The organism is Paenibacillus terrae HPL-003, assembly GCF_000235585.1.
Taxonomy (GTDB): domain Bacteria; phylum Bacillota; class Bacilli; order Paenibacillales; family Paenibacillaceae; genus Paenibacillus; species Paenibacillus terrae_B.
Map to the genome: position 1 here is coordinate 5979924 of NC_016641.1, position 13786 is coordinate 5993709.

The 13786-nt window shown below is 49.1% G+C and carries 10 protein-coding genes; 2 read left to right on the forward strand and 8 right to left on the reverse strand.

The genetic code is table 11. The annotated features are described in order from the left end of the window. Window positions 1-96: 96 nt before the first annotated feature. Window positions 97-1452: an aminomethyl-transferring glycine dehydrogenase subunit GcvPA gene (gene gcvPA, locus HPL003_RS26515; RefSeq protein WP_014282902.1), complete on the forward strand. Its 1356-nt coding sequence runs from the start codon at window positions 97-99 to the stop codon at window positions 1450-1452. After that, entirely contained in the window at window positions 1449-2918 is a 1470-nt protein-coding gene (gene gcvPB, locus HPL003_RS26520) for an aminomethyl-transferring glycine dehydrogenase subunit GcvPB (RefSeq protein ID WP_014282903.1), read from the forward strand. Before gcvPA ends, gcvPB begins: the two co-directional genes overlap by 4 nt. A gap of 120 nt (window positions 2919-3038) precedes the next feature. Here the strand turns inward: gcvPB and ptsP are convergent, their stop codons facing one another. The 8 genes from ptsP to HPL003_RS26560 form a co-directional block, all read right to left on the reverse strand. Continuing rightward, window positions 3039-4751, reverse strand: coding sequence for a phosphoenolpyruvate--protein phosphotransferase (gene ptsP / locus HPL003_RS26525; protein WP_014282904.1), 1713 nt, complete (start codon window positions 4749-4751; stop codon window positions 3039-3041). After that, a complete protein-coding gene (locus HPL003_RS26530) occupies window positions 4744-5019 on the reverse strand; it encodes an HPr family phosphocarrier protein (protein ID WP_014282905.1) in 276 nt (91 codons plus the stop codon). The genes ptsP and HPL003_RS26530 overlap by 8 nt, the downstream gene beginning before the upstream one ends. A gap of 120 nt (window positions 5020-5139) precedes the next feature. Beyond that, entirely contained in the window at window positions 5140-7191 is a 2052-nt protein-coding gene (gene ptsG / locus HPL003_RS26535) for a glucose-specific PTS transporter subunit IIBC (protein ID WP_014282906.1), read from the reverse strand. A gap of 256 nt (window positions 7192-7447) precedes the next feature. Further along, the gene (gene glcT, locus HPL003_RS26540) at window positions 7448-8305 is read right to left on the reverse strand and encodes a glucose PTS transporter transcription antiterminator GlcT (protein ID WP_014282907.1); all 858 of its coding nucleotides are present in this window, start codon (window positions 8303-8305) and stop codon (window positions 7448-7450) included. Between the two features lie 194 nt (window positions 8306-8499). After that, a complete protein-coding gene (locus HPL003_RS26545) occupies window positions 8500-10035 on the reverse strand; it encodes a flotillin family protein (RefSeq protein WP_014282908.1) in 1536 nt (511 codons plus the stop codon). Between the two features lie 48 nt (window positions 10036-10083). Further along, window positions 10084-10599: an NfeD family membrane protein gene (locus tag HPL003_RS26550; protein ID WP_014282909.1), complete on the reverse strand. Its 516-nt coding sequence runs from the start codon at window positions 10597-10599 to the stop codon at window positions 10084-10086. Window positions 10600-10781: 182 nt separating this feature from the next. Further along, the gene (locus HPL003_RS26555) at window positions 10782-11945 is read right to left on the reverse strand and encodes an iron-containing alcohol dehydrogenase (protein ID WP_014282910.1); all 1164 of its coding nucleotides are present in this window, start codon (window positions 11943-11945) and stop codon (window positions 10782-10784) included. 186 nt (window positions 11946-12131) lie between these two features. Next, a complete protein-coding gene (locus HPL003_RS26560; protein ID WP_014282911.1) occupies window positions 12132-13775 on the reverse strand; it encodes a UDP-glucose--hexose-1-phosphate uridylyltransferase in 1644 nt (547 codons plus the stop codon). Window positions 13776-13786 lie beyond the last annotated feature (11 nt).

The following is a 13786-nucleotide window of genomic DNA, read 5'->3' on the forward strand; positions in this document are numbered from 1 at the left end:
GTTACTAAACGCTGCACAGTTGGCAATCGTTTATTAATTATTGGTTAACCGTTTTACGTTTTTACGATTTTTGTTGGTTGAAAGGAGCCAGACCGAATGAAACAGCATCGTTATCTTCCCATGACTGAACAGGACCAAACCGAAATGCTGCGCGTGGTCGGCGCATCGTCTATCGACGATCTATTCAGCGATATTCCTGAGGCAATCCGGTATAAAGGGGAGCTTCCCCTGTCTTCTCGGTTAGACGAAAGAGCCTTAACTCTCCACTTATCAGGGCTGGCCGGGCAAAATGCCAATACAGACACGCACGTCAGCTTTCTCGGCGCAGGGATTTACGATCATCATATTCCATCCGTCATCCAGCATATCATTTCACGTTCGGAATTTTATACGGCCTACACTCCTTATCAGCCGGAGGTAAGCCAGGGCGAGCTGCAAGCCATCTTCGAATTTCAATCGTATATATGCGAATTAACAGGCATGGCTGTAGCCAATGCCAGTATGTATGATGGAGCGACTGCGTTGGCAGAAGCGGGCTCATTGGCCGCCGCTGCCACCCGCCGCAAGCAGCTCATCGTATCGCGGGCCGTCCATCCGGAGGCACGTCAGGTGTTGGCTGCCTATGCGCGCGGGCTGGATTTGGATATCGTGGAGATTGGCTGTGCAGACGGTGTAACCGACGTGAAAGCATTAGCAACAGCCCTATCGGAACAGACGGCAGCTGTTTTGGTCCAAAGCCCTAATTTTTTCGGGGCCGTGGAAAATCTGAAGCCGATGGCTGACCTGATCCATGCGCACAAGGGTCTTATGGTCGTCAGCGCCAATCCGCTGGCGTTAGGCCTGCTGGAAGCACCCGGCAAGCAGGATGCGGATATTGTCGTAGGAGACGCGCAGCCGCTTGGCATCTCCTCCTCCCTCGGCGGCCCGACCTGCGGCTACTTTGCCGTTTCTCAGGCGCATATGCGCCGTATCCCCGGCCGTATTGTGGGACAGACCACAGACCGCAGCGGCAAACGTGGCTTCGTCCTGACCTTGCAGGCACGGGAACAGCATATCCGCCGGGAAAAGGCCACCTCTAACATATGCTCCAATCAGGCGCTGCTCGCTTTATCTGCCTCTGTGTATTTGTCCGTCATGGGTAGGCAGGGCATCGCGGAAGTAGCCGAGCTAAACTTGCACAAAAGCCGCTACGCATTGGAGCAATTACTCGGTTTGAAGGGCGTAACCGCCTCCTTTACCGCACCCACCTTTAACGAGTTTGCCCTTCGGTTACCTGAGGGTACGGATATAAATAAGCTGCAAGCCGGATTGCTTGCTGCTGGATTTATCGGCGGCTACGATATGGGCCGGAATTATGAGGAATATGCAGGTCACATACTGATTGCCGTGACAGAGCAACGGACAAAGGAAGAGATCGACCAATTCGTGCACACCTTGGAGGGATTGCTATGACGCATACTACAGGACAAGATCAGGCGCTCATTTTTGAATTGAGCAAACCGGGCCGTATCGCCTATTCCCTGCCTGAATGCGATGTTCCCCGGCATCCGGTGACAGAGCTTTTGCCGGATTATGCGCAGCGCAGCGAGCCTGCGGCATTGCCCGAGGTATACGAAGTAGACGTTATTCGACATTATACCGCCCTATCACGGCGTAATTTTGGCGTGGACAACGGATTTTATCCACTCGGCTCCTGTACGATGAAATACAATCCCAAGGTGAACGAGGATGTCGCCCGTTATGCAGGCTTCGCCAAAATCCATCCGTACCAGCCGGAGGACAGCATCCAAGGCGCCATGGCGCTGCTCCATACGCTTCAAAACGATCTGGCCGCGTTAACCGGCATGGATGCCGTCACCCTTCAGCCCGCCGCGGGCGCCCATGGCGAATGGACCGGGCTGATGATGATCCGCTCCTACCACGAAGCACGTGGTGAGCGACGTACCAAGGTGCTCGTGCCGGATTCCTCGCACGGAACGAACCCCGCCAGCGCCGCTGTGGCAGGCTTCGAAACGGTCACCCTCCCCTCCACACCGCAGGGGCTGGTGGATCTGGACGCGCTGCGTCAAGCCGTAGGCAACGACACCGCTGCGCTTATGCTAACCAACCCGAACACGCTCGGGCTGTTTGAGAAGCAAATCGCTGACATTGCCGCGATTGTGCATGAAGCGGGTGGCCTGCTCTACTATGATGGCGCGAACTCCAACGCCATTATGGGGATCACCCGCCCCGGGGATATGGGCTTTGACGTAGTGCATCTCAATTTGCACAAAACGATGAGTACCCCACATGGCGGAGGCGGACCCGGTGCGGGACCTGTGGGGGTAAAGCACCGGCTTATTCCGTATTTGCCCAAGCCGCTTGTCGTGCGAGATCCGCAGGGCACGTACCACTGGGACCGAGAACAGGGCGATTCCATCGGACGGGTCAAAGCCTTTTACGGCAACTTCGGTATTCTCGTCCGTGCCTATGCCTACATCCGCAGCTATGGTCCTGACGGCTTGAAGCGGGTATCCGAATGTGCCGTACTTAATGCCAATTACATGTTGCATCGGCTGGCTCCGCATTTTGACATCCCTTATCCAGGGTATTGCAAACACGAATTTGTAATGTCTGGACGCGGCTTAAAGAAATTCGGAGTGCGTACACTTGATGTTGCCAAGCGATTGCTCGATTTCGGCTACCATCCGCCTACCATTTATTTCCCGCTGAATGTAGAGGAATGTATCATGATCGAGCCGACAGAAACGGAAAGCAAGGAGACGCTTGATGCCTTCATTGACACCATGATCCAAATTGCGCGGGAAGCGGAGGAAACGCCTGAATTGGTGCTGAATGCTCCATATACCACTCCAGTCACGCGACTGGACGAAGCAACTGCAGCTCGCAAGCCTATATTGAATTGCTCATGCAGCTAAAAGCAAATTCCAACTCTGGGCATGCAAAAAAGCCGGTATCTAAATAGATACCGGCTGCTGTATGTAGACAGCAATTTTTTGTTGGAAAAAGATATAACCTTCGAAATGTAATACCCTTCCTTAGCCTTCGATGCTTTGAACCAATTCAACAACCTGTTCTGCTGTTTGCATGTCCAAAGCTTTTGCAGCCAGTTTTTCCATGTCCGCACGGGACAATTTGGAGATTAGACTGCGTGCTGGCAGAATGGAAGTTGCGCTCATACTGAACTCATCAAGTCCCAGACCCAGCAGCAACGGAATTGCTGTTGTATCCCCTGCCATTTCGCCACACATACCAGCCCAACGTCCTTCACGATGAGCTGCATCGATAACCATTTTCACCAGACGCAGAATGGATGGATTGTATGGTTGATACAAGTAAGACACGCGTTCGTTCATACGGTCTGCAGCCATTGTATATTGGATCAGATCATTCGTACCGATACTGAAGAAATCAACTTCTTTTGCGAATTGGTCAGCCAATACTGCTGTAGAAGGAATTTCTACCATGATGCCCAACTGAATTTCTTCAGATACGGCTACACCCTCGGCTACCAGCTTTTCCTTTTCCTCCAGCAATACAGCTTTGGATTCACGGAATTCATTCAGTGTAGCAATCATCGGGAACATGATCCGCAGGTTACCGTGTACACTTGCCCGCAGCAAAGCACGCAATTGAGTACGGAAAATGTCCTGACGGTCCAGACACAGACGAATCGCACGGAATCCGAGGAACGGATTCATTTCCTTCGGCAGATCCAGATAAGGAAGCTCCTTGTCGCCACCGATGTCCAACGTGCGGACTACAACCGGTTTGCCTTCCATTCTTTCCAGAACGGTTTTGTATGCTGTGTACTGTACTTCTTCGGATGGAAGCTTATCGCGTCCCATGTACAAGAATTCAGTACGATACAGGCCGACGCCTTCGCCACCGTTATCCAGTACACCAGCTACATCGTTAGGCGTACCGATATTGGCTGCCAGTTCGACGTGCACACCATCGACGGAAACCGTAGCTTCGCCGCGCAGCTTCCGCCACTCTTCGCGTTGCTTGTCGTATGCCACCTGTTTAGCCTGGTATTCTGCAACGATCTCTTCGGAAGGGTTCACAAATACGTGACCATCCAGACCGTCGACGATAATCAAATCGCCGCTTTTAGCTTGGGATAGTATATTTTTAGTTCCTACAACCGCAGGAATTTCAAGTGAACGAGCCATAATAGCCGAGTGCGAAGTACGTCCACCGATATTGGTTGCAAAACCTTTAACAAATTCGCGATTCAGCTGAGCTGTGTCGGAAGGTGTCAAATCTTCTGCAAGTACAATCGTTTCTTCGGCAATTTCCGCAGGACTGACAAAATGAACACCAAGCAGGTGATTCAGGATCCGCTTGGTTACATCACGCATGTCCGATGCGCGTTCTTGCAAATAGGCACTTTTCATGTTTTCGAACATGGAAATAAACTGTGTAGCTACCTCGTTCAGTGCGTAGTCAGCATTAAGCTGCTCGTCTCTGATCTTAGCTTTAACTGGATCGATCAGTTCAGGATCATTCAGGATCAACAGGTGAGAAGCAAAAATCTCTGCTTTTTTCTCGCCCAGCTCCTGTAAAGTTTTCTCCTTAATCGCTTCCAATTCGGTTTGAGATTCTACTAAAGCCGCATCCAATCTTGCAATTTCAGCTTCAGCATCACCAACCGCGCGTCTCTCAACAGCGTAATTCGGATGCTCCAAGATAAACGCCCGGGCAATAGCGATGCCTGCCGAAGCGGCAATCCCGGAAATTTTAAGCATGAATTTCGCCCAGCCCTTCGTTAACGATTACATTTTCAAGAGCTTTCAGAGCGTCAGCAGCTTCAGCGCCTTCACAGATGATGTTGATGGTATCTCCTTGTTCCAGACCAAGAGACAATACACCCAGAATGGATTTCAAAGTTACTTTTTTACCGTTAGCTTCGGCAAAAGATTCAGCACCGCTGAATTTGTTAGCTGTATTTACCAGCGCAGTTGCAGGACGTGCATGGATACCGTCTTCATCTGTAATTCTAAAAGTTGTTTGCATAATTGTTCCTCCCACTTTCCTAATGGATAATATTTGTTTACACGCTGTATACGTGTAGTGAAACCGGGTCGATGTGAGGCGACCTAAGCCGCCTCATCACTAATCCGAAACACATAGAGTTTATTTTATCGTAATTATACCATCTTCGCCAGCCTTCAATACTCCAGTTTTGTTTAAAGTTACCGAAGAACCTTCTGGAAGGTTGGTAAAAATGACTGGTGAGATGATGGATTTTGCGTTTGCCTTCACGTATTCCAGGTCTACTTTCATAATAGGCTGACCGGCTGACACAAGATCGCCTTCGTTCACCAAAACGTCAAATCCTTGGCCTTTAAGCTTCACTGTGTTTACCCCGATATGAACAAGCACTTCTTTACCGCCATCAGATTGGATACCAATAGCATGCTTGCTAGGGAATACATTGAATACTTTACCATAAACAGGGGATACAATCGTTCCATCATTTGGCACGACAGCAAAACCGTCTCCTGTCATACGTTCTGCAAATACCGGATCGGGAACAGTGGAAATATCAACCAATTCTCCGTTAACAGGCATCACGATATCTTCAACGATAATGGTCTGTTTTTGTTCACCAGCTTCCTTCTCTTCTTGCGGAGCAGGTTGAGCCGGGGCCGGGGCCGGAGCAGGTGTACGTCCCGCCATAATATCAGCCATTTGCGTTTTAATTGTGTCGGAACGTGTACCGAAAATGGCTTGTACGTTGTTGCCGACTTCGAGTACACCCGATGCGCCAAGCTGTTTCAAACGAGCCTTGTCAACATTGGACTTCTCGTTAACTTCAATACGAAGACGTGTGATACAAGCATCTAAATGCTTGATATTGGACGACCCGCCGAAGGCTGCCAAAATATTGCCCGGAAGCTCGTCTGTGGTACCGACTGCGGCTCCTTCAACATTTTCTGTGGCTTCTTCACGCCCTGGCGTTTTCAGGTTGAACTTCCGTATGATGAATCGGAATCCGAAGTAGTAGATAACCGCCAAAATCAGACCGACGATGATGACGTACCACCAAGGCGTACGATTCGGAATAATCCCGAAAATCAGGAAGTCGATAAATCCGCCAGAGAAGGTCATACCGATTTTAACATTCAAAATTTGCATGGTCATAAATGACAGACCTGCAAACACAGCATGCACTGCGAACAGCAGTGGAGCTACGAACAGGAAGGAAAATTCCAGTGGCTCCGTAATCCCTGTCAGGAAAGAAGTCAATGCTGCTGAACCCATAATACCTGCTACATATTTTTTGTGTTCTGGTCTTGCTTCATGATACATCGCAAACGCTGCGGCTGGCAAACCGAACATCATGAATGGGAACTTACCAACCTGGAACGTACTTGCTGTCAAAGTAACTCCATCGCGAAGCTGGTTAAAGAAGATTTGCTGGTCACCATGAATCGTTTGACCGGCTTTATTCACGTATTCGCCAAACTCAAACCAGAACGGTGAATACCAAATGTGATGCAATCCGAAAGGAATAAGTGAGCGTTCAATGACCCCAAAAATGAAAGCGGCCAGTGTCGGATTGGAGTCAACCATAAAGTGTGATACAACGTTCAATCCTTGTTGTACGGGAGGCCACACAATGACCAGCAATAGTCCGATTAGCAATGAAGACACTGCCGTTGCAATCGGAACGAAGCGCTTACCCGCGAAAAAGCCCAGATACGAAGGAAGCTCGATTTTGAAAAAGCGATTGTACATGGCCGCGGCCAGTATACCGATGATAATCCCGCCGAACACCCCGGTTTGCAGCGTTGGAATCCCCAACACGTTCGCATAGCCCGGTATTTTTTGAGCAATCAGACCCGGTGTAACGCCTACGGCTGTACCCAATGTAATATTCATAACGAGATAACCGATGATCGCAGCCAAACCTGCTACGCCTTCACCGCCTGCCAGACCGACGGCTACGCCGACTGCAAACAACAGTGCCAGATTATCAAAAACAATTTGTCCGGCATTCATCATGATCGTCGCTACCGATTGAACCCAGCCCGCATTTAATGCCGGAATGTACTGGAGAAAATCGGGATTGACCAGCATGTTGCCGATCCCCAATAAAAGTCCCGCAGCCGGCAAAATGGCTACAGGAAGCATTAAAGCTTTGCCGACACGCTGTAAAACGCCGAAAAGCTTTTTAAACATACGTTCCACTTCCTTCTCTGAAAATTAGAATACAGAGGCAAAACAACAAAAAAGGCATGAGCCGAATTAAGTATGTTTGAACACAACCTTGGGATATAGCTTACCCCAGTAGGCTGTAAACAATCATAACTTAAAACAACTCATGCCTGATCGAATCAGTAACACGTTAGATATTCATTTGTTGTCTTGCTCATTACGAGATTTATTATAGCATTCTGCCAAAAGTGAGGCAATACTTTTTTCGATTCTAGCTGTTCTAACGTTGCTCTCCCTGCTCTTTGCGTTGGGACAACCGCTGTAAATGCATCGTCAAATAGCTAACCTCAGCCGGATATACGGATTTGCGAAGCCTTTTCTCCATAATCTTCGTGAGCTTCCAGGATAACATATACATTTCCGGATACTCTTCATTCAAAAGCTTGTCCAATCGATAAATCTCCTGCACAATCTCTCCCCGACGTACACGTTCAATCGCAAACCTCAGATGAGTCAGCAGACGTGAGTAATCCAGAGATTGGAGAGGAATGCGATAATCCAGCGTAGTCTCTACTACCTGTACCATATCAGCAATCAATCGAGAATCCTTCCTGACCTCGGAAATATGCTGGTTCGTCATGGCACTGTAAATATGCAAGGCCACGAATCCGATTTCATCTTCTCCCAGATCCACACCCATCTTGTCCTTGATCAAAGAGACTGCCTGTTCAGCCATCTTGTATTCCTGAGGGTAAATTTCTCTCGTTTCATACAAAAACGGGTTATGGATCGTAATGCCCTGTTTCTGACGATTAATGGAAAAGGCGATGTGATCGGTTAAAGCAATCAATATGTGCTCATTTAGAGGCTTCTTCGCTTGAAGCTGAACATGGTGAAGCACCTCACCAATGACCTCAATGAGCTTTTCATCCAGCTCGGGAAGCAATCGCTTGTATTGCTCCTGCTCCTCATGGCTTTTTAATATAAATAATTTTTCAACTGAATCCAACGGTATAAGATCGCCGTTTTTGCGATTGAAACCGATTCCTTTTCCAATCACAACTACCTCATCATGCTCGGGATGCATCCCGATAATCACATTGTTATTCAGCGCTTTGGCCACTTGTAGGCTGCTCACATCCGCACCTCTTTTTATCTGAACCTTGATCCTAAGAATTAGAGCATGAAGCTCAGAGGAATCCACGTTAAAGTACCAAATATTTCGCTAAAGGTCAATAAAAAGAAAACGCTTTTCATCACAATAACGGGAAAAACCTGTGATGAAAAGCGTTCTTTCTGTTTAAGGGGCATCTGCTCCTGAAAGGCCTGGGGCTATTCTTTATCCCGCGGCGCAACCTCAACCGGGGCATGAATGTGCAGCTTATCCGTTTCACCGGAGGACGGTACGGAATGAAGACCCTTTTTCCCTGTGGTCAGCCCCTTAATTAACTGCTCCACATCAATACCGGACACACTCTTGAGCATCTCTGGAGCCGTAGCCATTAGCTCTGTGACATAATTGCTGACACGCGCTGCTCCTTCTCCCTTGCCTGTATCCACAACTGTTATTTTATCAATGGAGGCAATCGGCTCGGCAATCCGGCCGGCCAGTTCAGGCAGCATTTTCACGATAATATCGAGTACGGCTGCCTCACCAAACTTCTGGAACGCCTCCGCCAGCTTTTCCTTGGCCTCGGCCTCCGCCAGACCACGTAAACGGATGACGTCAGCATCCGCCGTACCTTTGGCGCGTTCCGCATCCGCTTCCGCTTGCCCATTCAGTCGTTTTTGTTCAGCTGACGCTTTAGCCTGTGTCTCAATCGAGTATTGCAGCGATTCCGCCTCACGCATTTTTCGCGATTTATCCGCCTCCGCTGCTTGCTCTACCGCATACCGATCGGCTTCCGCCTTCTTCTTCACTTCCGCATCATATTGCTTTTCACGCACCTGAATTTCCTTGGTCTGAAGATCAATTTCCCGCTCCTTGCGCACCAGTTCGACCTTCATCTGCTCTTCGACGGCAGTCTGCTTAGCTCGAGCCTCCTGAATGTGATATGCCTGATCGGCTTCCGCCTTGGCTGTATCCTGCTCCTTTTTAAACGAGGCCACTTTCAGTTCCTTCTCCTTGGCTGCCTCGGCAATGTTGGTATCACGCAAAAGTTCAGCCTTCTGACCTTCCTGTTCCGCACGCGCCTTTTGAATCCGGGCATCCCTTACCGCCTCAGCTTCGGCAATTTCTGCATCCCGTTTCACGGCGGCAATTCTCGGCTTACCAAGCGCATCCAGATATCCGTGCTTATCACGCACATCTTTAATCGTGAACGAGACAATTTGCAGCCCCATCTTTTTCAGATCGCGAGCCGCCACGCCCTGTACTTCCTGCGCAAACCGATCCCGATTACGATATACTTCCTCCACCGTCATCGAGCCGAGGATCGCACGTAAATGGCCCTCCAGCACTTCTTGAGCCTCTCCCCTAAGGGCCTCCAGCGGCTTCCCGATGAACTGCTCCGCTGCTGTTGCTACATCTTCAATGGAGCTGCCTACCTTGATGATCGCCACACCGTCTGCAATCACGGGAACTCCTTGCTCCGTATACACTTCCGGTGTTGTTACATCCAGCTTGTGGGACAATAAAGAAATAAATTCGGACTGCTGAAAAATAGGCCATATAAAAGCGCCACCGCCGCGCACAATTTTGATTTTGCGACCAGAATCATCCTCGGAGATATTTTTATTTCCCAAAAATGAACCCGTCACGATCATTCCTTCATCCGGTCCTACCGTTTTGTAACGGGCCCAAAAAGCGATCCCTAATATGACGATAACGATGACGACAATCCCCGGGACCAACACAATATCCTGCAAACTTGACACTCCCGTTCACGCTCCCTTCAAGTTAAGCGAATGCGCCGTCTACGTGTCCAGATACGCTACGCGGACGACACCCTCTGCGACCTCAACCACGACGATACGGGTACCCGCAGCTAGCGGTTTGTGATCAAAGCTAGATGCTGTATGTATGGTGTTGCCTGCACCCAAGCGGATCATAACCTCCCCGTAACCAACCTCAGGTACTGGAATGGTGACCTCGCCGATCCTGCCAGTGAGCTCACGCATCGAGAAGCCGCTGGATACCTCCGAGTTCGCCATTGGCTTGATAAACGCAAAAAATACGAGCACTCCGATCACAAACGCAATCGCAAGGGCAAACATAACGACCCAACTCGCGCTCAGCCCTGTATATTTTGTCAGCAGTACGCCAGCCCCGCCAAAAGCGGTCATCGCTCCAAGTAAGACGACGGGTCTGAACCAATCGAGGCCGGGAAGCTCCAATCCATTCAGCCAACCACCGAGTACATCCCCGATCAACACACTGACCACGGTAAAGATAGCGCCCCCTGCCAATAACCACCAAAATATAGTTTCCATGCGGCTCCTCCTTCCATGTACCTTTTCAGTCTGGTTTCCAGCCTATAACTATGTTTACGTATTCAACCTTAAAAAGTTTCAAAATTTTCCTCTAAAATTCCAAATCAAACCTAAAAAAGCACGTCCATACGTCTAATGACGTACAAACGTGCTTACAACTATCCAAAGACTGAATGACTGGATTACAGAGATGCTTTGTAAATTTCCACAACATCTTCGCGATTCAGCTTGTTAAATCCGCCAAAGGATCCGAATTTCACGGCTTTATCAGCCATAACGTCGATTTTGGAATCATCAATGTCATAATCAGCTAGACGGCTTGGCGCACCAATCGAGTTCCAAAAATCACGCAACGCCTGAATACCTTCGAGTGCTACTTGTTCATCACTTTTGCCTTCCGGGTTTACATGGAATACATTCACAGCCAGTTGCTTGAAGCGTTCAGGCTTCACATGCAGATTGTGCTTCATCCAGTTCGGGAACAGAATCGCCAGTCCTCCGCCATGTGGAATATCATAAACAGCAGACACAGCATGCTCGATATTATGAGTCGCCCAGTCACCTGTCAGCCCCATGTTCAGGAAGCCGTTCAGCGCCATCGTACCACAGAACATAATCGTTTCACGCAGCTCGTAGTTTTCCAGATCGTTGACCAGACCCGGAGCGGCATCAATAACTGTACGCAAAATCGTTTCACACCAGCCAAGCTGAACCGGAGTGTTAGATTCCAAATGGAAGTAATGCTCCAACGTATGTGACATCATGTCCACGATTCCGTACACCGTTTGATTCTGCGGCAGAGAATACGTGTTCACCGGATCAAGAATGGAAAACGCAGGGAACGCAAATACGCTACCCCAGCCCAGTTTTTCCTGTGTTTCTTCGTTCGTAATGACAGAACCTGCGTTCATTTCGGAACCGGTAGCTGCCATCGTCAGAACTGTACCTAAAGGCAATGCTGCCTGCGCAGACGCTTTACGCTCTGCAAAATCCCACATGTCGCCATCATATTTCGCCCCGACAGCAATCGCTTTGGAGCAATCCAGCACACTACCGCCGCCAACAGCCAGTACGAGGTCGATTTGATGTGTTTTACACAATTCCACGCCTTTATGTACTGTAGACAAGCGAGGATTTGGTTCTACACCAGCCAGTTCCGTTACCTCTGCGCCAATCTCTTTAAGCAGACTTATTACATTATCATACAAGCCGCTGCGCTTAATGCTGCCGCCTCCATATACAAGCAGTACACGTTTACCATATTTAGGAACTTCACGCTTGAGAGCCTCTAATTGCCCTTTACCGAAGATCAATTGAGTAGGATTATAAAATTCGAATGCTTTCATCGCAACCGTTCGCCTCCAATATTTTTCAAAGTTTAATGTTAAGAAACTACTCTATTATAACCTTTTCAGTTACAGGAAACAAATTTGCGTCTTTTTCAGAAAAAAGCCATGCTCCTTAAGGAGCATGGTTCCATGTCATATCTTGGGAGGGTTCTCGCACAGTATTATGCGCTGCCTGCATTTATTTTATTCCCCTATTGTATAACCCAGTTGCTTTATAAAACGTCCAAACGCTTGCTGACCTTCCGAATCACGCTTGTACACTCCTGCATGCTCCAAAATTTCACTGAACTTCAGTCCAACTTCATTTTGTACAGTGCGAACAGCCGTCTCCTTGTCAGGCAGGCGACCGAATCGGGTGTTCAACTGGTAAATCCAGTCCGCATGCTTGAATAGCGGATGCCCATCCAGCTGCATAGCTACAGCCAGCTCGTCGTTACCGCATAGAATATCTGCAATACCATCCAGTTCATCCTTAAGCCGCCCCGGTAAAATCGCAAGCCCCATAACCTCGATCAGGCCGATGTTTTCCTTTTTGATGTGATGCATCTCGCGATGAGGATGAAAAATACCTTCCGGGTACTCATCACTCGTCCGGTTGTTGCGCAGCACCAGATCCATCTGGTACTTTCCTTCTGCATCCCGGCGTACAATCGGTGTCACCGTATTATGCGGCACCATCTCTCCGTCCTGCTCCGTATGAGAGAGAACATCGGCTGCGGGATCGCTGTAAGCCTTCCAGGCTTCAAAAGCGGCATTCCCCGCCTCCAGCAATGCTTCGGCATCCGTTGATGTAAAGCGGATCACGGACATCGGCCAGTTCACAACCCCTGCTGTGACCTGCGGGAAGGCTTCATTGCGGTACAAGACGTCCACACCCGCTTTTTCAATCGGAAACGTATGACGTCCACCTTGAAAATGGTCGTGAGTCAGAATAGATCCTCCAACAATCGGCAGATCGGCATTGGAACCGATAAAATAGTGCGGGAACGCTTTCGTAAATGCCAGCAACCGCCGCAGCGTGTCCTTCGTAAGCTTCATCGGCACATGATCGTGATGGAACACAATACAATGCTCGTTGTAGTACACATAGGGCGAATATTGAAAAAACCACGGTTCCCCGTTCAATTCCAACGGAATGATGCGCAGGTTTTGGCGGGACGGATGATTCACCCTTCCGGCATACCCAACGTTTTCACGGCATAATTGACATTTAGGATAGACAGGCGGCGGAAGAAGCTTCGCCATTGCGATTTCCTTCGGACTTTTCTCCGGCTTGGACAGATTAATCGTGATTTCCATATCCCCGTACGGTGTCTGCTGGTTCCAGTACACATTGCTGGCAACGCGGTCCATTCGGATGTAATTCGAGTCGATAGACAATTGATAAAAAGCATCTGTCGCTGCGTCTATGCCTCGTTCGGCCTCCGTTTGGTGAAAATCACGGGTGACTTCAGACGGTCTTGCCATCAGCAGACCCATGATTTTGGAATCCAGCAAATCACGGTACGTATCTGTGTTTTCCGATATAAGTCCAATCGCATACCCATAATCAATCAATACATTAAGCACTGGCTGAAGAACTTCGGGGGCTGTGATGCCCCCTGCCTCCCCGCCAGAATAAGGCTCCGAAAACCCGAACTGCTCCAGCAGCAGATTACGGCTGTAATCTGTATCTTGCAGACCAACCAATCCCCGGTTTTGTGCGAATGCAACCAGTTGCTCAATCGCATATAGAGCGGCTTGCTGTATAGTTTCATCGATGTCATGGGCCGCATGCCGGGAAAGTTCCCGGCCTTGACCTCTATCTGCGAATTGACTCTTGCTCATCATGTCATCGT

What these genes read in the sequence shown, in the direction of transcription:
- gcvPA (WP_014282902.1), top strand. Translation starts at nt 97, where the DNA reads ATGAAACAGCATCGTTATCTTCCCATGACTGAACAGGACCAAACCGAA.
- gcvPB (WP_014282903.1), top strand. Translation starts at nt 1,449, where the DNA reads ATGACGCATACTACAGGACAAGATCAGGCGCTCATTTTTGAATTGAGC.
- ptsP (WP_014282904.1), bottom strand. Translation starts at nt 4,751, where the DNA reads ATGCTTAAAATTTCCGGGATTGCCGCTTCGGCAGGCATCGCTATTGCC.
- HPL003_RS26530 (WP_014282905.1), bottom strand. Translation starts at nt 5,019, where the DNA reads ATGCAAACAACTTTTAGAATTACAGATGAAGACGGTATCCATGCACGT.
- ptsG (WP_014282906.1), bottom strand. Translation starts at nt 7,191, where the DNA reads ATGTTTAAAAAGCTTTTCGGCGTTTTACAGCGTGTCGGCAAAGCTTTA.
- HPL003_RS26550 (WP_014282909.1), bottom strand. Translation starts at nt 10,599, where the DNA reads ATGGAAACTATATTTTGGTGGTTATTGGCAGGGGGCGCTATCTTTACC.
- HPL003_RS26555 (WP_014282910.1), bottom strand. Translation starts at nt 11,945, where the DNA reads ATGAAAGCATTCGAATTTTATAATCCTACTCAATTGATCTTCGGTAAA.
- HPL003_RS26560 (WP_014282911.1), bottom strand. Translation starts at nt 13,775, where the DNA reads ATGAGCAAGAGTCAATTCGCAGATAGAGGTCAAGGCCGGGAACTTTCC.